Origin of the sequence: Flavonifractor hominis (assembly GCF_040095835.1) — a bacterium.
In the GTDB taxonomy this organism is placed as follows: domain Bacteria; phylum Bacillota; class Clostridia; order Oscillospirales; family Oscillospiraceae; genus Flavonifractor; species Flavonifractor hominis.
This window is the reverse complement of record NZ_JBBMFT010000002.1, coordinates 92535-110807: the sequence shown is the minus strand read 5'-3', so window position 1 is coordinate 110807 and position 18273 is coordinate 92535. Positions and strand designations below refer to the sequence as shown.

Below are 18273 nucleotides of genomic sequence, written 5' to 3'. Positions count from 1 at the left end.
CGACGATGTATGCCCAAAAACCTATTCGAGTACTGCACGTCATCGGAAGAATGGATCGCGGTGGTGCTGAGACCATGCTTATGAATCTCTATCGGCACATGGACCGTACCAAGGTGCAGTTTGATTTTGTGGAGCATAGTGCCAAGGAGGCGGCATTTGACGGCGAGATTCGAGCGTTGGGAGGACGAATTGAGCGCTGCCCTGGGTATGGCCTTAGGGATCTGGCCCGCTATGCAGCCTGGTGGGATGACTTTTTTACTAGACATAAGGGGGAATACCGGGCAATCCACGGACATATGGGGAGCACGGCGGCCGTCTATTTGAGCAAGGCCAAGCGGTATGGGATTTATACCATAGCTCATAGTCATAACACAAATCGGATGCACACAATAAAAGACATTACATATGCAGCAGTATCTTATCCGGTAAGATATATCGCGCAATTCTTTTTCGGATGTTCTACAATGGCGGGATATTCTAGATATGGGAGACGGATAGCGTCTGACTCAAAACGGTTTCGTGTGTTGCCCAATGCCATTGATCTTTCACGATTTGCATTTTCTCCAGAAGAACGCGAGCAGGTGCGCCGGGAACTGCACCTTAAAGATGAATTCTTGCTTGGCCACGTAGGGCGTTTTGAAGAACAAAAGAATCATCGCTTTTTATTGGATATCTTTGAATGCATACACAGAGCGGAACCAGACAGTAAGCTGCTCTTAGTAGGTGACGGTCCCTTGCGTCCCCAGATCGAACAGGAGATTGCGGAGCGAGGTCTGGGGCATGCGGTATGCCTTACCGGCGTGGTGGCAGATGTCTGGCGCTATTATCAGGCCATGGATGTACTGCTTTTTCCATCTCTATATGAGGGGTTGCCGGTCACACTGGTAGAAGCGCAAGCGGCGGGGTTGCCCTGTGTAATCTCCAATCATATCACGCCTGAGATTCTGCTCACAGATTCCATCTGTACACAGCCGCTGGAGCATGGCCCGGAGGCATGGGCCCAGCGGGCGTTAGAATTGCGGGGTGGAGCTGTTCGGCGGAGCGATTTGTCCCGTCTGCGGGAAGCCGGGTATGATATCAATCAGACAGCACAATGGCTGCAAGCCTTTTATCTGGGAATTCACTGAGGTGATACAATGCCTATACTGACGGTATTTACACCAACCTATAATCGAGCGCACACCCTGCCAGGGACCTACGAGAGCTTGTGTAGACAGGATTGTAAAGAATTTATCTGGCTCATCGTGGATGATGGTTCCACCGATGGTACAGAGGAACTGGTACGCCAGTGGCAGAGCACAGACTGTGGGTTTGAGATCCGTTATATTCGTAAGGAAAATGGTGGAATGCACACCGCACACAACACGGCCTATGAATCTATTGATACGGAGTTGAATACCTGCATTGACTCGGATGACCAAATGGCCCCTGGCGGTGTAAAAAAGATTCTGCACAAGTGGGAGCAAGTTCGGGGACAAGGGTATGCCGGAATTATTGGCCTTGATTCTGATAAGAACGGAACCATCATCGGAGCCGGTTTTCCCGCAGGTCTGAAAGAGACGACAGTGATCGGGTACTATGCTGCTGGCGGCAGAGGAGATAAAAAATTGGTGTATCGGACGGATGTGATCCGCCAATATCCACCGTATCCGGTGTTTGAGGGAGAAAAATATGTAGCACTCTCCTATAAATACCGTCTTATCGACCAACAGTATAAAATGGCTGTGTTGGATGAGGTGCTCTGTCATGTGGACTATCAGCCGGACGGCTCATCCAATACCATGTGGCGTCAATATCTGAATAATCCAAAAGGGTTTGCCTTTTGGCGAAAGGTATGTATGGAGCATCCCGTCTCGAAGAAACGGCTCATCATGGATTGTATCCATTACTGCTCCAGCAGTTTGATTGCCGGCAACCGGCACTTTATACGAGAGTCCCCACGGAAGGCGTTGACGATACTGAGCCTGCCGTTCGGCGTGCTGCTGACAGCGTACATCCGGTGGAAGGCGGGAGGGAAGAAAACGTGATCCCGAAGATTATCCACTATTGCTGGTTTGGCCGGGGGGAGAAATCGGAGAAAATGCGGCGCTGCATGGCCAGCTGGCAAAAATATTGCCCGGACTACCACATCGTGGAGTGGAATGAGGATAACTTCGACGTGGAGCAGAACGAATATACCCGCATGTGCATGCGGGAAAAAAAGTATGCCTTTCTCAGCGATTATGTCCGGCTGGCTGTAGTGGCGGAGCATGGGGGAATTTACCTGGACACCGATGTGGAGCTGCTGAGGGCGCCGGATCTGCTGTTGGCAGAAAAGGCATTTTGGGGGTTTGAGACCCCGGATGCAGTGAACACTGGTTTGGGCTTTGGCTCTGAGGCTCACGGGCCGGCGGTGGAAGCTATGCTGCGGGAGTATGACCCTCTGCTGGATGGAAAACATGGTACGATCGGCTGCCCCAAACTCAATACCAGTGCACTGGTGAAGCTGGGGCTGCGTCCGGACGGTACCATGCAGCATGTAGCGGAGGCGCTCATTTGTCCCGGCGACTGGTTCAATCCCTATGACAGTGCCACAGGCCGACTCAATACCACAAAAAATACGATCTCCATCCACTGGTATTCGGCGAGTTGGATGAGCCGCCGCCAGCGGCTGCGGTGCGCCATCGGACGTCCGCTGCACCGACTGTTTGGTGTGGATTTTTTTCGGAGGGTTCAAACATGGGGGAGAAAAAACGGATCCTGATCGTGTCCCATGCCCTGGAACTTGGGGGAGCGGAGCGGAGTCTGATTGGACTGCTGCACGCACTGTCCCCCCAGCGCTGCCAGGTGGACCTCTTCCTGCTGCGGCATGAGGGGGAATTGATGGGGGATATCCCACCCCATATCCGACTTCTGCCGGAAGTGGCCGCCTATACGGTACTGGCCCGACCGATGAAGGACACCTTGCGGGAAGGACACCTGCTGTTGACGGCCGCCCGTGTATTTGGAAAACTGGCGGCGGGCGTATACAGCCGCCGCCATCGCTATACAGAGAGTATGGTAGCTTTGGAGTACAGTCATAAGTATACCTGTCCTTTTATGCCGGCCATACAGCCCGAGGTAGAGTACGATCTGGCAATCAGTTTTTTAACGCCCCATTATTTTGTGTGGAAAAAGGTTCGGGCCAGGAAAAAGGCGGCGTGGATTCATACGGATTATGAGGCAATCCAGATCGATACAGCCTCGGAAGAGAAAATGTGGTCTGCATATGATGCGATTGTATCCATATCAGAGCAGTGTACAAGGGGATTCTTAAGCCGGTTTCCGGCCCTGTGTTCGAAAATCGTACGGATCGATCATATGTTGGCGCCTGCATGGATCCGGGCACAGGCGGACAAGTGCGACGTCAGCGGGGAGATGTGCCGGGGCGTGGAGAAGCTGCTGTCTGTGGGACGGTTCTGCCATGCTAAAAATTTTGATAATGTCCCGGATATCTGCCGCAGACTGCGGGCATTGGGGCGGGATGTGCACTGGTATCTGATCGGATTTGGCGGAGATGAGGAACTGATCCGCAGCAAGATCACAGAGGCCGGGATGGAGGAACATGTCACAATCCTGGGCAAACGGGAAAATCCATATCCCTACATGAAGGCGTGCGATCTCTATGTTCAGCCGTCCCGCTATGAAGGAAATTGTGTGTGTGTGCATGAAGCGCAGATCCTGGGCAAGCCTGTGGTGATTGCCGACTATGCTACATCGGCGAGCCAGCTGCGGGATGGGGTGGACGGTATAATCGTGCCCATGGACAACGAGGGCTGCGCTCAGGGAATCGCGACGGTATTGGCGGATGAGGCGCTGCGAAAGAGGATCGTGGCTGGCGGCTGGCAGGCGGGGACACCGGATCAAACAGCGCTTGAAATCTTATACCGGCTTAGTGGGGATTAGTAGATGAGATACAGTCAGTAAGAACTATTCTCTTCTATTTCCGAAGCATCTCACGGTAGCAATTCAATCATTGAGTGATGGAAGGACAATCTATGGTTCAAGTCAGTATAGTCGTTCCGGTCTATAAAGTGGAGCGTTTTTTGGAGCGCTGCATCCGCAGTTTGCAGGGTCAGACACTGAGAGAGATTGAAATTATTCTGGTGGATGATGGTTCTCCCGATGGCAGCGGGGCTATCTGCGACACTTTTGCAGCGTCCGATTCCAGGATCACAGTCATTCACAAGGAAAACGGCGGCCTGAGCAGTGCGCGCAATGCGGGCTTGAAGGTGGCGACAGGCAAGTATGTGGGATTTGTGGATTCGGACGACGATGTTTTGCCGGATATGTATGAGAAAATGGCTGCGGCTGCGGTCCAATATGCCGCCGACGTGGTAATGGCGGATTATCAGAGAGTGCTGGCGGACGGCACCTGTTTTCCGGTGAGCAAGGAAATTCGGGCCGGACTTTACAGAAAAGAGGACCTGGTCCAGGAGGTGTTTCCTGCGCTGATCATGGGGGAGAATGTGGACTACGGCCCACTGCTTTCGGCGTGTCACTGCATCTATGACCGATGCTTTTTGGAGACGTATGGGATTTGTTTTGCCGAGGACGTAAAATGGTCGGAGGACAACCTGTTCAGCGCGTATGTCGGATACCACGCAGAGCGGTTTTATTATATGAAGGGCGCGTATTTCTACCGCTATTATCAAAACCCCAATACCATTACCACGGGATACCGGCCGGGAGCATGGGCCGTCTATTGCAGGATGAACCGCTATCTGAGGGCGTATTTTTTGGAGAAACAGGATTATGACTTCAGCAGGCAGATCCGGCTGCACTTGCTCTACTACGCCTGCAACACGCTGGGGATGGAGTGCGCAAATGCACGGAACCTGGGTGACGCCATCCAGCGTGTGAGGCCAATCCTGAACGATCCGGAATTGGTGGGGGCCATGCATGGATTTTCGCTTCCGGCGGTGGGTGTCAAACTAAAGATACAGCTTTGGCTGATCAAACACGGCTGGGTCCTGCCGGTGACGCTGATGATGCGGAGGCGTTTTCGGCATGCCTGAGGTGTCCATCATTATACCGGTATATAACAAATCGGTTTATTTACGCAATACATTACATTCTGTTTACCAGCAGTCGTTTTCTGACTATGAGGTAATTTTGGTTGACGATGGCTCTACTGACGACAGCCTGGAGATTGCTCGGGAATTTGCAGAGCGGGATGCGCGCATTCATATCCTTACTGGGGCCAACGGCGGGGTATCCGCCGCGAGAAACAGGGGCCTGCAGGCAGCCAAAGGAAAATGGATCCAGTTTCTGGACGCGGATGACCTGCTGTTGCCGGATTACCTTTCTTCTGCAGTGCCGTTGGCAGAGCGGGGACAGGCGGACATCCTGTTTTCCGGCTTTGCCAAGGTGGATTCGGAAGGGCGGACGGTAGAGGAACAGAGCGTTCCACACGCCGGGACGGCTGATCCGGAACAGCTTTGTACGCTGTTTATTCAGCACCAGTATACCACTGGTTTTTTTGGCTACATCTCCAACAAACTGTTTCAGCGAAAGCTGCTGGAAGAAACCGGGGCGGTGTTTCCGGTTGGCATCACGCTGGCGGAGGATCTGGATTTCTATGTGCAGCTCTATTGCGGCGTCAGAAAGGCGATCTTTTGGCCGGGACAGAGTTTCCAATATTTACAGACAGATTCCAACTATCTATACAACACGGACATCAACTACAAAGACCAGCTGAAGATCCAACTGGATGTCCGGAAATGGTTTATGGATATCGGGATGTATGAGAAGCACCGCTGGACCTTGGATGAAAAAATTTCACAGTATATGTACTATATGCTGTTTGATGCAAATGAGAAAAAATCAGACCTCGGGCACTTATACGATACATTGACACAGGACCGGCAGCTGCTCTGCTGTGCCCGTCAGGCCCATAAGGGAAGCCTTTTTTACAAAATGATTCTGCGGGCGGTTGCGTTGCGGCAGAAGTGGCTGCTGCTGCTCCTGTTCCGTATGCGCAATCTGCTCAGAAGAGGATACAGGATGTGTGTGCAGCGATGAGCCAGTATGTTATCTATAATCATGGAGGCAGCGCCAATCACGGGTGTGAGGCGCTGGTCCGTACCGTGCTGGGATTGATGGGGCCGGTACAGGCGGTATACAGTGAGGCGCCCGAGCAGGACTGCCGGTACGGGATACAGGAGCTCACGACCGTGCTCCCGGCCAAGCAGCCGTATTCCAAGCGGTCATGGCGGTTTTGGAATGCCTACCTGCACCTGAAATGGAAGGGCGATTATATCCCCATGGACACGCTGCCCTATTGGGAGGCCATCCGGCGGATGCCGAAACATGCGGTAGAACTTTCCATTGGGGGAGATATCTATTGTTATGAAGATTATCTCAAGTTTGTCCGATTGCATGAGGCTATTTCCAAAAAACATAAAAGCATCCTGGTAGGCTGCTCGTTAGAGCCGGAATTGTTCCAGGACCCGCGATTTCGGGAGGACATAGGACGGTATGATGCCATCACCGCCCGGGAGTCCTTGACCTATCAGGCGCTGCGGGATGCAGGAGTACCCAATGTGTTTTATCTTCCGGATTCCGCGTTTACGCTCGGTCAGGAGAGACGTCCATTCCCGGATGGATTTGATGCCTCCAACGTAGTCGGGATCAATATCAGTCCGCTGGTGCTGCGGAAAGAGGGGCAAAAGGGAATTGTACGGGAAAACTTTGTTCGCCTGATTCGCTATATTTTGGATCAGACAGAATATACCGTTGCTCTCATTCCCCATGTGGTGTGGCCGGATAACGATGACCGGGAGGCACTGCGGGCAATCTGCGATGCGGTGGGGGACAGTGAGCGGGTTACACTGCTGGAGGACTGCAATTGCATGCAGCTCAAGGGATATATTGCCAGATGCCGCTTTTTTATCGGGGCGCGGACCCACGCTACCATTGCGGCGTACTCCACCTGTGTTCCCACACTGGTACTGGGATATTCCATCAAATCCAGGGGGATTGCGGTGGATTTGTTTGGCACCCATGAGCACTATGTTGTGCCAGTGCAGCAGTTGGAGAGGCCGGAGGAGATGACAATGGCGTTTCAGTGGCTGCAGGAGCATGAGGATGAAATACGGACCAAGCTGACAGCACAGATGCCGGAATACATCGGACGCGCACATACGCTGCGTGATACAATAGAGGGGATCCTTGGCTGATGAGTGATATGGAACTGGTAACGGTTATCATCCCCGTATATAATATGGAAGCCTATCTGCCGCGCTGCATACAGTCCATCCGCACGCAAAGCTATGACCATTTGGAGATTATCTTGGTGGAAGACGGCTCTTCCGACGGCAGCCTTGCGCTCTGCCGCCGGTTTGCAGAGGACGATCCCCGGATTCAGGTTCTTTCCAATTCCGGAAAAGGAGTCAGTGCAGCAAGGAACACAGGCCTTCAGGCAGCGCATGGAGCCTATGTGTTCATGGCGGACAGCGATGACTATGTTGCATCCCATGCGATTCTGGATTTGTATGCGGCGATACAGGAGACGGGCGCAGATCTGGCCATTGGCGATTTCCAAAAGGGCCGTGATGCGGCATATGAGTTTCCTCCTGCTACCAAAAAGAGAGCACAAATCTCTGCACAGGAGGCCCTGCGCCGCAGCTACGGGGAGGACCATGACCGGCTGCGGTATATTGTTCCCTGGTGTAAACTGTATAAGCGAGGCCTGTTTGAGCAGATTTGGTATCCCGATGGAAAAATTTTTGAGGACATCTATACGACCCATAAGCTGTTGGCCCGATGCAGTTCCATTGTGGTTGTAGAGGATATCCTTTCCTACTATTTTCAGCGGCCGGACAGCCTTATGAATCACAGCTTTCACCCGAAAAAGCTGGACTATCTGGGGGCGTTGGAGGAACGTATTGCCTTCTTTCAGGCAAGAAGGTGGAATGAACTTGAAACGATGGCATACGACGATCTGCTTCATGCCCTCGTTTGGGAATACTCAAGAGCACGGGATATTCTGCACGATCGGCAGATCATGCGGCGGATTTGGGATACCTTCCGGCGGTATTACCGCAAAGGGCATGTCAGCCGGTATCCGTCAGATACGAAGGCGCTGCTACGGGCTTTTTCCATCCATCCGGAGCTGGTCGTATGGTATTGGAGAGTTCGGGCTAAGCTATCTTGGCAAAAAAAGAAGGAAGGATCATGAAACAACCACAGGTCAGCATTATTACGCCGTGCTACAACGGGGAAGCCTATCTGGAGCGGTACTTTCAATCCATTCTCGCACAGACCTATAACAACCTGGAGCTGATTTTTATCAACGACGGTTCTACCGACCGCACGGAAGAGATCGCATTGTCCTACCGCGGAAAGCTGGAGCAGAGGGGCATACATTACTTATATGAATATCAGGAAAACGCCGGACAGGCGGCGGCGTTGAACCGGGGGCTGAAACTCTTTTCCGGGGATTATCTGACCTGGCCCGATTCGGATGATGAACTGGCTCCGGACAGCATCGAACAAAAGGTAAATTTCCTGTTGGCACATCCAGAGGTGAAGATGGTTCGCAGCAATGGGCTGTATATCGACCAGAAGGCTGGTACGAGGACGAGAATCTGCTCCAAGCCGCATGAGGAGACAGAGGATATTCTCGAACCGCTGCTGCTGGTGCACACATATGGCTGCTGCGGATGCTATATGATCACGCGGAACCTCCTGCTGGAGTGCTATCCTGATCTGGACATCTATGAATCGCGCGTGGGTCAGAACTGGCAGCTGCTGGTACCGGCGGCAAGCCGCTCCAAGTGCGGCTACATTGATCAGGATTTGTATTGGGTTTATGTCCATGAAGACAGCCATTCCAGGAAAAAAAGAAGCTATCAGCAGGAATATGAGCGCTGGGATGCCTTTACAGAAGTCTTGCTCCACGCCATAGAAGTCAGCCAATGTAATCAGACAGCTTGTGCCCAACTGGTTCTGGAAAACTGCGCACGGCAAAAATTTTATTATGCCATAGCAGAAAAAAATAAGGCTGTAATGAGAGAAACATTCCGTGTATTGCAGAAAAACGGCAGTGTTACATGGAAAGAAAGAATGTTATATTATAAAAAACAGCTCCTATAGGTTCAATATAAAAATACCAAGATGGATTTGACACGTGTTGGAATGCCGGAAAGGGCGGAAGATCGCCTATGGGACCACGATAGAGGTGCTGTCCGGCGGATCACTGGAAACCGGCTTTTTTACCATGAACAGCGGTTCCGTTTTGATTGCCGCAAAGCGGGTTCAGCTGGGAAACGATGTCATGATTGCCCGGAACGTAGTGATCTATGACAGCGATTTTCACGCCCTTGGAGCAGAGAGCGATGTTTCGGCAGCGCCGGTTGTGATCGGAGATCATGTTTGGATTGCCACCAATGCAATGATACTCAATGGCGTTTCCATTGGAGCGGGTTCTGTCATTGCAGCCAATACACTGGTTTCCAGAAGCGTGAAGGAGCAGGCGTTGGTGGGACAGAAGATAGAAGAAGTTGTGCTCAGAGAGCATGTGGAGTGGAGACGCTGAACAGGATCGAGGAAAGAAACGATGTACGCACTGATCTATCGGATCTATTTTTTCCTGCGCAGAGCGGAGAAACGAGCGGACGAAGCAAAGAGGCCGGAACAATGTGTGTCCCGTCGGATGGTCCGCTTTTTCCTGGGATACATAGAAGCGTATTACAATTTATGGGTCGTAAAACGCTGGGAAAAGCATCCGTCCGGTAAACGCGGAATTACGGTCTCCAAGCGGGAAGAGAAAATAATTGTATCCCTGACTTCGTTTCCCGGGCGCATCGAGACGGTGTGGATCACCATTGAGAGCCTGCTGCGTCAGACGGTAAAGCCGGATGAAATCATTCTTTGGCTGGCAGATACACAGTTTGCCGGTATGGAGACCTTGCCTGCGCGCCTGCTGCAATTGCGGGAACGGGGACTGACCATTCGCTTTTGTAAGGATCTGCGCAGCCATAAGAAATATTTCTATACAATGCAGGAATATCCGCGGGATCTTATCCTTCTGGTGGATGATGATATGCTGTATCCGCTTGATACGGTAGAGCAGCTGCTGAAGCTGCACAAGACCCATCCGCAAGATGTATGTACCATAACGGGACAGTATATGATACGTGGAAAAGCCCCCTCTGCGTGGAGAAATCCGTATCTGGCAGAACGGCTGGAGCACTCGGATCAACTTCAGATCTTTTCCGGCAGCGGGTCCCTGTATCCACCCGGCTGCCTCTGTGCGGATGCGTTTGATGAAGAGAAGATAAGACAGTTGTGTCCCTATGCTGACGATTTGTGGCTTACCTATATGACCTACCGGAGTGGGCGCAAAATTACTGCGCTGTATCCGTGGAGAGCGTTCCCGGTGGTGATCTACGGAACGGCTCAGCAGAGCCTTTGGCAAATCAATGCTGCGCAGGGCCAAAACGATGTCCAGTGGGAGCAGATTACACAGAATGATGCATCAGATAAATGAATGTGAGGAATCACATGGTAGAAGGCTTGAGAAAGATTGTTAAGAGCTGTCCGTTTCTCGTAACATTGAGTCAAATGACCGCAAATAAATTTCACGTTCCGGCCCATGCAGTGCAGCTGGGTCAAAATCTGAGTGTCAGGAAAAATGTATTTGTATTGTCGGAAGGCGAAAATGAGATTCAATTTGGGAAAACAGCCATTGTACGCAACAATCGCTTTTATATAAAGGGAAAGAAAAACCGCATCCGGTTTGGGGACAAGGTCCAGATATACGGAATGGAAGGGAAAGCAAGTATTCATATTGATGGAAATCGCAATACCATTCTTGTGGACGATGAAGCGGTACTGAGGTTTGTCCATTTTTTTATCTGGGGCAATGACAACTTGATCCACATTGGCAGAGATGCGTCGATTACATTTACCGAAGTACATATAGAGCAGGATCATAATAAGTGTATCCTTGCCGAGAGAAATACAACACACGGCAGAGAGAGCAAATGGGTTCAGTTTGAACTGGATGAAGGGACTGCGATAGAGATCGGTGCAGATTGCATGATTTCAAACGATGTGGTGTTTCGAACCAGTGATTCCCATAGTATGCTGGATGAAAAGAAACAGCGGATCAACCCCGGAAAAGACATAACAGTTGGAGAGCATTGCTGGTTTGGGATGCGCAGTCTGATTTTGAAAGGGAGCGTGATTCCCAATCACACCGTGATAGGCGCAGCCAGTGTGTGTACAAGGCCCTTTGCTCAGAGCAATACCGCGATTGCAGGAAATCCAGCCGCAGTTGTGAAGTGTCATATTGATTGGGACAGAAAATTTATTGTTTCAGGGGAGAACCATGACGAGGCAACGCAGCAGTATCAATAATCTGATATGGGGAATTGTCGGCAATGTCGCGACATCGGTCATAGCAATCATGATCCCAAGGCTGTTTATTGTCAGCTATGGCTCAGAAGTAAACGGCTTGTTGTCCTCTGTGCGTCAGATCTACTTTTATCTGGCACTTTTGGAAGTGGGGATCGGAGATGCTGCCGTAGTCGCACTGTATGGCCCCATTGCCAAGCAGGATCATTCGTCGGTCAATGCGATTATGGCTGCGACCAATTATTACTATAAGCGTATCGGTGTGATTTACGGGTTTTCCGTGCTTGCCATGGGATTGCTCTATCCATTGCTTTTGGATACCGCGATCCCATATACGGTCTGCTGTCTGGTCATTCTTTTGCAGGGGTCCGGCAGTGTGATCAACTATATGGTGCAGGGCAAATATAATATGCTCCTGCGGGTGGATAACCGAAATTATGTGACTACAAATCTGGGAACCGTTACTTCCATTTTGACGGACTTATGCCGGATTGCCCTGCTCTTGCACGGATACAGTATTGTGGCGGTCCAAACCACGTATCTGGTGTTCAACCTAGTCAAAATGCTGTACATCTCCTATTACATCAGGAAACATTATCAGTGGTTGGACCTGTCGGTCAAACCCAATCTGAAAGCGGTCTCCAAGAGCAAATTCGTGTTTGTCCATCAGATCTCATCGCTGATTTTCAGCCATACCGATGTTTTGATCCTGACGTTTGTGTGCGGATTGAAAACGGTCAGTATCTATTCCATGTACGCAACGATCTATGGTATGGTGGATAACGTCATTACCATTACGTCCAACAGTGTACAGTCGGCGCTGGGACAGGTCTTTCACAGCGACAGAAAGCGATATATGGAGCTGCAGGAAGCGTTTGAAGTATACTATCTGGCGCTGGTGTTTTCACTGCTTGCCATAGCGTCGATCTTTATCCTGCCGTTTATGGCGCTCTATACGCAGGGGGCGGACATCAATTATGTGGACTGGAAATTGCCTGTATTGTTTGGGCTATATCAGCTTTTGAACTATGGACGAGCTTCATCCAGCCAAATCATCACGTTTGCGGGAGCATTCAAGGAAACACAGTGGCGCGCTATCTTGGAGACGGCAATCAACTTTGGGGTTTCCCTGGTGTGTGTGTTCCGTTTTGGTATCTATGGAGTGCTGTTTGGTACGATTGCAGCTTTGGTCTATCGCGCCAATGACATGATCCTGTATGCCAACCGGCGCGTTATGAAGCGAAGCGCATGGCCGACTTACCGGCGCTGGATCTTAAATTTTGGGCTGTTTCTTCTGTTGGTGGCAGGATTTACTCATTTGCCTCTGAAGTTGGACAATTATCTGAGTTTGTTCCTGCATGCGATATGGATCAGCGTGCTCGTGGTAACAGCCTTTTTTGGTATTAACACATTGGTGGAGAAAACGGCGAGGAAAACGGCTTGGTTCTATGTACGTGGAATACTGGATAAGCTGCGCAGAACAAGACAGCCGGTTTGAGTAGGAGGGATACCTATGTCTATATTGATTACCGGCGGAGCAGGATACATTGGCACTCATACCTGTGTGGCGCTGATGGGAGCGGGTTATGACGTGGTAGTGGCGGACAATCTTTGCAACTCCAGTCCTATAGCTCTGCAGCGGGTGGAGGCTATTGTAGGACGGCCAGTCCCATTTCAGCACACAGAACTGTGCGATCCGGGGCAGCTGGAGGCACTGTTCCACCGTTTTCCGGACATTGAGGCAGTGATCCACTTCGCGGGACTCAAGGCGGTGGGAGAGAGCGTGCAGAAACCGCTGGACTATTATTCCAACAATCTGACCAGCACCCTTAACCTGCTGCACTCCATGGCCAGGCACGGAGTGCATAATCTTGTGTTTTCGTCCTCTGCTACGGTTTACGGCATACCGGAACGGATGCCGGTGGAGGAGGGCTTTCCCCTGTCGGCCACCAATCCCTATGGTCAGACCAAGCTGTTTAGTGAGCAGATTCTGAAGGATTGCTGTGCCGCGGACCCGACCCTTAACGTGGCACTGTTGCGCTACTTTAACCCCATTGGCGCCCACGAGAGCGGGCTGATTGGCGAAGATCCCAACGGCATTCCTAATAATTTGGTGCCCTATATTGCCCAGGTGGCAGCGGGACGATTGGAGCGGGTGCATGTATTTGGGGACGATTACGATACGCCGGATGGCACTGGGGTACGGGATTACATCCATGTGATGGATCTGGCACAGGGGCATGTGGCGGCCCTGCGGAAGCTGAAGCAGGGATGCGGCCTGTTTGTGTGCAACCTGGGGACAGGCCGGGGCTACAGTGTGCTGGAAGTTATCCGGGCCTATGAGCAGGCCTGCGGCAGGAAGATCCCCTATGTGATCGATCCACGCAGGCCGGGCGATGTTGCTGTGTGTTATGCCGATCCTTCCCGAGCCAGAAAAGAACTGGGGTGGGTAGCAGTACATACGCTGGAGGATATGTGTAAAACCAGCTGGAACTGGCAGCGGAACAATCCAAATGGATACATAGAAAAGTAAAATATCCGGAAATTATCCCCTGTATTTGACATCCCTGTGGAAGAGAGATAAAATAAAACGATATAGACAGATTTTGGGGGAAAAACGGAACAAATGATGAGATTGGCACGGTATCGAGGATGGATTGTACTGGCACTGGATGTGTGCTTGATTTTTGCGTGCAATATATTGATGTTTTGGCCGCGCTATCTGCGAGGGGATATCCGCCTGATTAACTTGGTGGCTCACATCGGTTTTTTGACGGTGTGCGTACTGATCTTCCAGCTTGCACTGAAGACCTATGAGAGTTTGTGGCGCTATGCGGAGAGCCGGGAATATCTGATCCTGCTGAGTGGACTGGGCGAAGGGTTTGCATTGTATGCGGGACTCAATCTGCTGTTCGGGGCTGAGCAGGTGTGGATTACCTGCGCTTTTTTCGGTACAGCAGTGGCATTGATTGGAATGCTGACCATCCGTTTTGTCTACCGGATTTACCGCTTTCGGGTAGCAGGGGAGCAGGGAAAGGGCCGGCGGCAAGTGGCCATTATCGGCAGTGGTACGGCGGGAGTTTCTCTGGTCTATGAACTTAAACACAACATGAACGGAAGCTACATCCCTTATTGCATGTTGGACGATGCTCCGGATAAGATTGGTAAGGTCGTCCATGGTATTCCGGTACGGGGTCCCATCAACGATTTATGCGCCATTTTGCAGGATACTCCTGTGACAGAGATTATTTTGGCTATTCCCGACCTGAGTGCACAGCGCCGGGCGGAGATCCTGGAGTTGTGTGCAAAGACCAAGTGCCGCCTGCGTATCCTGGTTGACCCGGTCAGCCAGTTGGAGCGGGGAAGCAATCCGACGATGACAGCCAATGTTCGCGGAGTGGAGATCGAGGATCTGCTTGGCAGGGAACCGGTGGAATTGGACAAGGAGAATATCCGGGCCTTCATCGAAGGAAAAACCGTGCTGGTTACAGGCGGCGGCGGTTCCATTGGTTCGGAGCTGTGCCGGCAGATTGCCGAATGCCGTCCCAGGCGGCTGATCGCGCTGGACATTGCGGAAAACTCAGTGTATGATTTGCAGCAGGATCTGTATCATCGCTTCCGAGGAACGCTGGACTTTGTGGTGGAGATCGGATCGGTTCGGGACGAGGACAAGATTGACCGCTTGTTTCGGTCCTACCGCCCTCAGCTGGTGTTTCATGCCGCAGCCCACAAGCATGTACCTCTGATGGAACATTGTCCGGAGGAAGCCGTCAAAAACAATATCTTTGGTACATACCATACGGCACTGGCGGCACGGCGTTACCACGCAGAGGCGTTTGTGCTGATTTCTACGGATAAGGCAGTCAACCCTACTAATATTATGGGGGCAACCAAATATCTGTGTGAACAAGTGCTCCAGGGGATGCGAGAGGGATCGGATACCCGGTTTGCTGCGGTGCGCTTCGGGAACGTGCTTGGCTCCAGCGGCTCGGTGATCCCGCTGTTTAAAAAGCAGATCGCATATGGCGGTCCTGTGACTGTGACCGATAAGCGGATCATCCGCTACTTTATGACCATACCCGAGGCAGTACAGCTGGTGCTGGAGGCCGGTTCCCTGTCCCAAAGCGGAGAGGTCTTCGTGCTGGATATGGGTAAGCCTGTGCGTATTCTGGAACTGGCGGAGAATTTGATCCGTCTGTCGGGATACACACCTTATGAAGATATCCAGATCCAGGAGATCGGCCTGCGTCCGGGAGAGAAGCTGTATGAAGAGCTGCTCACCCAGAGCGCCGACCTCTCCAGAACGGAAAACGATAAGATTTTTGTGGAAATGCGTCCTGCCGTAGACCGGCATGAGATGGAGGACTGGCTGTTTCAGCTTTCCAGAGTGCTGGAGCATGGCTCGCGGGCCGACCTGTTCCGGGAGCTGCACCGGCTGGTGCCCAGTTTCTGTGAGCCGGAGCAGGTAAATGAAGCAGCGGTACGCCGTATGGAGCAGCAGCAACAAACGGATTGGGAGCAATCGCATTCAGAACGCGTGGTACAACATATCAGCTGAAGGAGAACTTACATGAAAAAAGCAGGAAAGATCGCACTGGGTGTAGTGGGTGTTTTGATTCTGGCAGGTGCGGTGACGGTGGCCTGGCAGTGGAACAACGTGAAGGCGGCGGCGTACATGCTGACCATGGATAAAGCTACCTTGGATACCAAGTTGGAAGAAAACCGCCAGACGCTGAGCAGCGCCATGCAGCAGTATCAAATTCCGGAATACACGTTCTCGCAGGAAGAGATCGCGCAATTGACCGATGGTACGCTCAGCGCAGAGGAGGCGGCGGCCCGCCTGCTGGAGGAAGAGCAACAGAGCGATGCGCCCGAAGCACAGCCCGGTACGGAGCCGGCAGCAACGCAGAGTTCAACGCAGCCTACGCCGGCACCTACGGCATCCGGGGCATCCACGGCGGAAGAAGAGGAAATTCGTCAGCTGATTGCCACCATGTATGTGCTTCAGGCCACCTATGTAGGGAAGCTGGAGGCTATTGTACAAGATGCGATCGATGAGTACACGGCCGGCGAGCATACCGAAGAGAATCGAACCAAGATAGTATACAGCAAGTATGAGGAATTGACAGCGCTGGAGCAGGAGTGTGACAGCAAAGTGGCCGCCGTAGTATCACGCCTGCGGGAATTACTCAAAGCCACCGGACAGGACGACAGCCTGGCCAAAGAGGTGGAGAATACCTATCAGGAAGAAAAGAGCCTCAAAAAAGCCTATTATATCCGGGAGTTCCAGGAGGGCTGAGGAAGAGGGGGAGAGCATGATTGATCTGCACTGCCACATCCTGCCGGGAGTGGACGACGGCGCCGCGTCGGAGGAGGAGAGCTGTCTGATGGCCCAGATGGCCGTGGACAGCGGTGTGCGGGCCATCGCAGCGACCCCTCATTTTTATCCGCGGAGGAATTGGCAGCAGGGCAGCGCACGAAGATTGAAAGAGTGCTTTCTGCGCCTGGATGAGACGTTCCGGCGGCTGCATCTGCCGCTGAAGCTGCGTTCCGGCATGGAGGTATTCGTTACAGCTGAGACGCCCCGCCTATTACGGGAGGGGCGTCTGCTCACTCTGGGTGGCAGCCGCTATTTGCTGGTGGAATTTGGCTTTGAGGAGTCTCCTGCCTTTGCCGGACGGATGTTGGCCCAGCTGCGGGAGCAGGGAGTGGTGCCTGTGGTGGCTCACCCGGAGCGTTATACGATGATCCAGAAAGAACCGGAGCGGCTGTTTGAGTGGTTGGAGCAAGGCTATGTCCTCCAGCTGAACAAGGGAAGCTTTTTCGGCCGCTTTGGCCGGCAGGCGGCCCATACGGCTCACTGGTGTCTGCGGGAAGGCTGTGTCCATCTGATCGGAAGCGATGCTCACAGCCCTTATCAGCGCACGACCCGCCTGTCGGATATCCACGAGTACATCACCGAAAAGACTTCGCAGCCCCTGGCAGATCTGTTGCTAGAACACAACCCGGCCCGCATCCTGGCCGATGAGCCAGTGCGGTCGGCCATGGGAATGCAGAGACCTTTTGGCGAGGAGATACCATGAAAAAACTTTCCATTTTGATGATTGTATTGCTGGTGGTCAGCCTTGCGGGAGCTGGTTGGACCCAGTTCCGGCTCTGGAGCAGTAAGGACGAGACCTTACCGGTGATCGAGTGCCCGGAGACGCCTTTGGTGTTACAGGTGGGAGAAAATGACCCGGATACCCTGCTGGAAGGGGTAAGTGCCTGGGACGACAAAGACGGTGATCTTACCAGCCAGGTGATGGTGGAAGGAATTGCCCGGAGCGTGGAGAACAATGAGACCACCATCACCTATGCGGTGGTAGACAGTGACTGCCATGTGGCCAAACAGACCCGTACCGTACAGTATTCCGATTATCAGCCTCCCCGCTTTGGCCTGAGTCAGGAACTGCGTTATGAAGTGGGACAGCCGGTGGTGGTTCGGGACCGGGTCACGGCCACCGATGTGATCGATGGAGATCTGTCCAATCAGGTAAAGGTGACCAGCACGGGACTGAACGCCAATGTGGAGGGACGCTATCCTGTCACCTTTGAGGTGACCAATAGCATGGGGGATACCAGCGTTTGGACGGCTGAGATCCGCATTGCAAACTATCAGACCGGAGAGCCGCGCATTTTGCTGAGTCAGTACCTGGTCTATCTGGAACAGGGAGAGGCGTTCCAATCCAAGAATTATCTGTCCCAGGTGATAGGGGGAGAACTGGAGGATGTGACGGTAGAATCGGGGGTGGATACCTCAACACCCGGCACATACCAGGTGACCTATTCCTGTATCGGAAACAGCGGTACGGCGGGAACCGCCGTTCTGTTTGTCGTGGTCGTGTAAACAAA

18 protein-coding genes are annotated in these 18273 nt (G+C 52.3%); all 18 read left to right on the top strand.

Features of this window, described 5'->3' with window-relative positions; translation table 11 throughout:
• Nucleotides 1–5 precede the first annotated feature (5 nt).
• The 18 genes from WMO45_RS04765 to WMO45_RS04680 all read left to right on the top strand — a co-directional run bounded on the left by WMO45_RS04765 (nt 6) and on the right by WMO45_RS04680 (nt 18268).
• Nucleotides 6–1127, top strand: a complete 1122-nt coding sequence (locus WMO45_RS04765) for a glycosyltransferase family 1 protein (RefSeq protein WP_349139425.1) — start codon at nt 6–8, stop codon at nt 1125–1127.
• A gap of 9 nt (nt 1128–1136) precedes the next feature.
• A complete protein-coding gene (locus tag WMO45_RS04760; protein ID WP_349139424.1) occupies nt 1137–2027 on the top strand; it encodes a glycosyltransferase family 2 protein in 891 nt (296 codons plus the stop codon).
• A complete protein-coding gene (locus WMO45_RS04755) occupies nt 2024–2743 on the top strand; it encodes a glycosyltransferase family 32 protein (protein WP_349139423.1) in 720 nt (239 codons plus the stop codon). The genes WMO45_RS04760 and WMO45_RS04755 overlap by 4 nt, the downstream gene beginning before the upstream one ends.
• On the top strand, nt 2719–3924 hold the full coding sequence (locus WMO45_RS04750; RefSeq protein ID WP_349139422.1) for a glycosyltransferase: 1206 nt from the start codon (nt 2719–2721) through the stop codon (nt 3922–3924). The genes WMO45_RS04755 and WMO45_RS04750 overlap by 25 nt, the downstream gene beginning before the upstream one ends.
• 92 nt (nt 3925–4016) lie before the next feature.
• Entirely contained in the window at nt 4017–5036 is a 1020-nt protein-coding gene (locus tag WMO45_RS04745; protein ID WP_349139421.1) for a glycosyltransferase, read from the top strand.
• On the top strand, nt 5029–6042 hold the full coding sequence (locus WMO45_RS04740) for a glycosyltransferase family 2 protein (RefSeq protein WP_349139420.1): 1014 nt from the start codon (nt 5029–5031) through the stop codon (nt 6040–6042). Before WMO45_RS04745 ends, WMO45_RS04740 begins: the two co-directional genes overlap by 8 nt.
• Nucleotides 6039–7199 carry a polysaccharide pyruvyl transferase family protein gene (locus WMO45_RS04735; RefSeq protein ID WP_349139419.1) on the top strand — a complete coding sequence of 387 codons (1161 nt, stop codon included), beginning with the start codon at nt 6039–6041 and terminating at the stop codon, nt 7197–7199. The genes WMO45_RS04740 and WMO45_RS04735 overlap by 4 nt, the downstream gene beginning before the upstream one ends.
• A complete protein-coding gene (locus WMO45_RS04730) occupies nt 7199–8200 on the top strand; it encodes a glycosyltransferase family 2 protein (protein ID WP_349139418.1) in 1002 nt (333 codons plus the stop codon). Before WMO45_RS04735 ends, WMO45_RS04730 begins: the two co-directional genes overlap by 1 nt.
• Entirely contained in the window at nt 8197–9117 is a 921-nt protein-coding gene (locus WMO45_RS04725) for a glycosyltransferase family 2 protein (protein WP_349139417.1), read from the top strand. The genes WMO45_RS04730 and WMO45_RS04725 overlap by 4 nt, the downstream gene beginning before the upstream one ends.
• Nucleotides 9118–9151: 34 nt before the next feature.
• Nucleotides 9152–9559 (top strand): acyltransferase, encoded by a 408-nt coding sequence (locus WMO45_RS04720; RefSeq protein ID WP_349139416.1) that lies wholly within the window; start codon nt 9152–9154, stop codon nt 9557–9559.
• A gap of 21 nt (nt 9560–9580) precedes the next feature.
• Nucleotides 9581–10513, top strand: a complete 933-nt coding sequence (locus WMO45_RS04715) for a hypothetical protein (RefSeq protein WP_349139415.1) — start codon at nt 9581–9583, stop codon at nt 10511–10513.
• A gap of 14 nt (nt 10514–10527) precedes the next feature.
• Nucleotides 10528–11385: an acyltransferase gene (locus WMO45_RS04710; protein ID WP_349139414.1), complete on the top strand. Its 858-nt coding sequence runs from the start codon at nt 10528–10530 to the stop codon at nt 11383–11385.
• A complete protein-coding gene (locus WMO45_RS04705; protein WP_349139413.1) occupies nt 11357–12880 on the top strand; it encodes a lipopolysaccharide biosynthesis protein in 1524 nt (507 codons plus the stop codon). The genes WMO45_RS04710 and WMO45_RS04705 overlap by 29 nt, the downstream gene beginning before the upstream one ends.
• Nucleotides 12881–12895: 15 nt before the next feature.
• Complete coding sequence (gene galE, locus WMO45_RS04700) at nt 12896–13915, top strand: UDP-glucose 4-epimerase GalE (protein ID WP_349139412.1); 1020 nt, start codon at nt 12896–12898, stop codon at nt 13913–13915.
• A gap of 93 nt (nt 13916–14008) precedes the next feature.
• On the top strand, nt 14009–15940 hold the full coding sequence (locus WMO45_RS04695) for a polysaccharide biosynthesis protein (protein ID WP_349139411.1): 1932 nt from the start codon (nt 14009–14011) through the stop codon (nt 15938–15940).
• Between the two features lie 12 nt (nt 15941–15952).
• Entirely contained in the window at nt 15953–16681 is a 729-nt protein-coding gene (locus WMO45_RS04690; RefSeq protein ID WP_349139410.1) for a prolipoprotein diacylglyceryl transferase, read from the top strand.
• Between the two features lie 16 nt (nt 16682–16697).
• Nucleotides 16698–17465: a tyrosine-protein phosphatase gene (locus tag WMO45_RS04685; protein ID WP_349139409.1), complete on the top strand. Its 768-nt coding sequence runs from the start codon at nt 16698–16700 to the stop codon at nt 17463–17465.
• Nucleotides 17462–18268, top strand: a complete 807-nt coding sequence (locus tag WMO45_RS04680; protein ID WP_349139408.1) for an immunoglobulin-like domain-containing protein — start codon at nt 17462–17464, stop codon at nt 18266–18268. The genes WMO45_RS04685 and WMO45_RS04680 overlap by 4 nt, the downstream gene beginning before the upstream one ends.
• Nucleotides 18269–18273: the final 5 nt, after the last annotated feature.

Coding starts and splice junctions, on each gene's coding strand:
- WMO45_RS04760 (WP_349139424.1), top strand. CDS start 1,137: ATGCCTATACTGACGGTATTTACACCAACCTATAATCGAGCGCACACC.
- WMO45_RS04735 (WP_349139419.1), top strand. CDS start 6,039: ATGAGCCAGTATGTTATCTATAATCATGGAGGCAGCGCCAATCACGGG.
- galE (WP_349139412.1), top strand. CDS start 12,896: ATGTCTATATTGATTACCGGCGGAGCAGGATACATTGGCACTCATACC.
- WMO45_RS04740 (WP_349139420.1), top strand. CDS start 5,029: ATGCCTGAGGTGTCCATCATTATACCGGTATATAACAAATCGGTTTAT.
- WMO45_RS04695 (WP_349139411.1), top strand. CDS start 14,009: ATGATGAGATTGGCACGGTATCGAGGATGGATTGTACTGGCACTGGAT.
- WMO45_RS04680 (WP_349139408.1), top strand. CDS start 17,462: ATGAAAAAACTTTCCATTTTGATGATTGTATTGCTGGTGGTCAGCCTT.
- WMO45_RS04710 (WP_349139414.1), top strand. CDS start 10,528: ATGGTAGAAGGCTTGAGAAAGATTGTTAAGAGCTGTCCGTTTCTCGTA.
- WMO45_RS04715 (WP_349139415.1), top strand. CDS start 9,581: ATGTACGCACTGATCTATCGGATCTATTTTTTCCTGCGCAGAGCGGAG.
- WMO45_RS04730 (WP_349139418.1), top strand. CDS start 7,199: ATGAGTGATATGGAACTGGTAACGGTTATCATCCCCGTATATAATATG.
- WMO45_RS04750 (WP_349139422.1), top strand. CDS start 2,719: ATGGGGGAGAAAAAACGGATCCTGATCGTGTCCCATGCCCTGGAACTT.
- WMO45_RS04705 (WP_349139413.1), top strand. CDS start 11,357: ATGACGAGGCAACGCAGCAGTATCAATAATCTGATATGGGGAATTGTC.
- WMO45_RS04685 (WP_349139409.1), top strand. CDS start 16,698: ATGATTGATCTGCACTGCCACATCCTGCCGGGAGTGGACGACGGCGCC.
- WMO45_RS04765 (WP_349139425.1), top strand. CDS start 6: ATGTATGCCCAAAAACCTATTCGAGTACTGCACGTCATCGGAAGAATG.
- WMO45_RS04745 (WP_349139421.1), top strand. CDS start 4,017: ATGGTTCAAGTCAGTATAGTCGTTCCGGTCTATAAAGTGGAGCGTTTT.
- WMO45_RS04690 (WP_349139410.1), top strand. CDS start 15,953: ATGAAAAAAGCAGGAAAGATCGCACTGGGTGTAGTGGGTGTTTTGATT.
- WMO45_RS04725 (WP_349139417.1), top strand. CDS start 8,197: ATGAAACAACCACAGGTCAGCATTATTACGCCGTGCTACAACGGGGAA.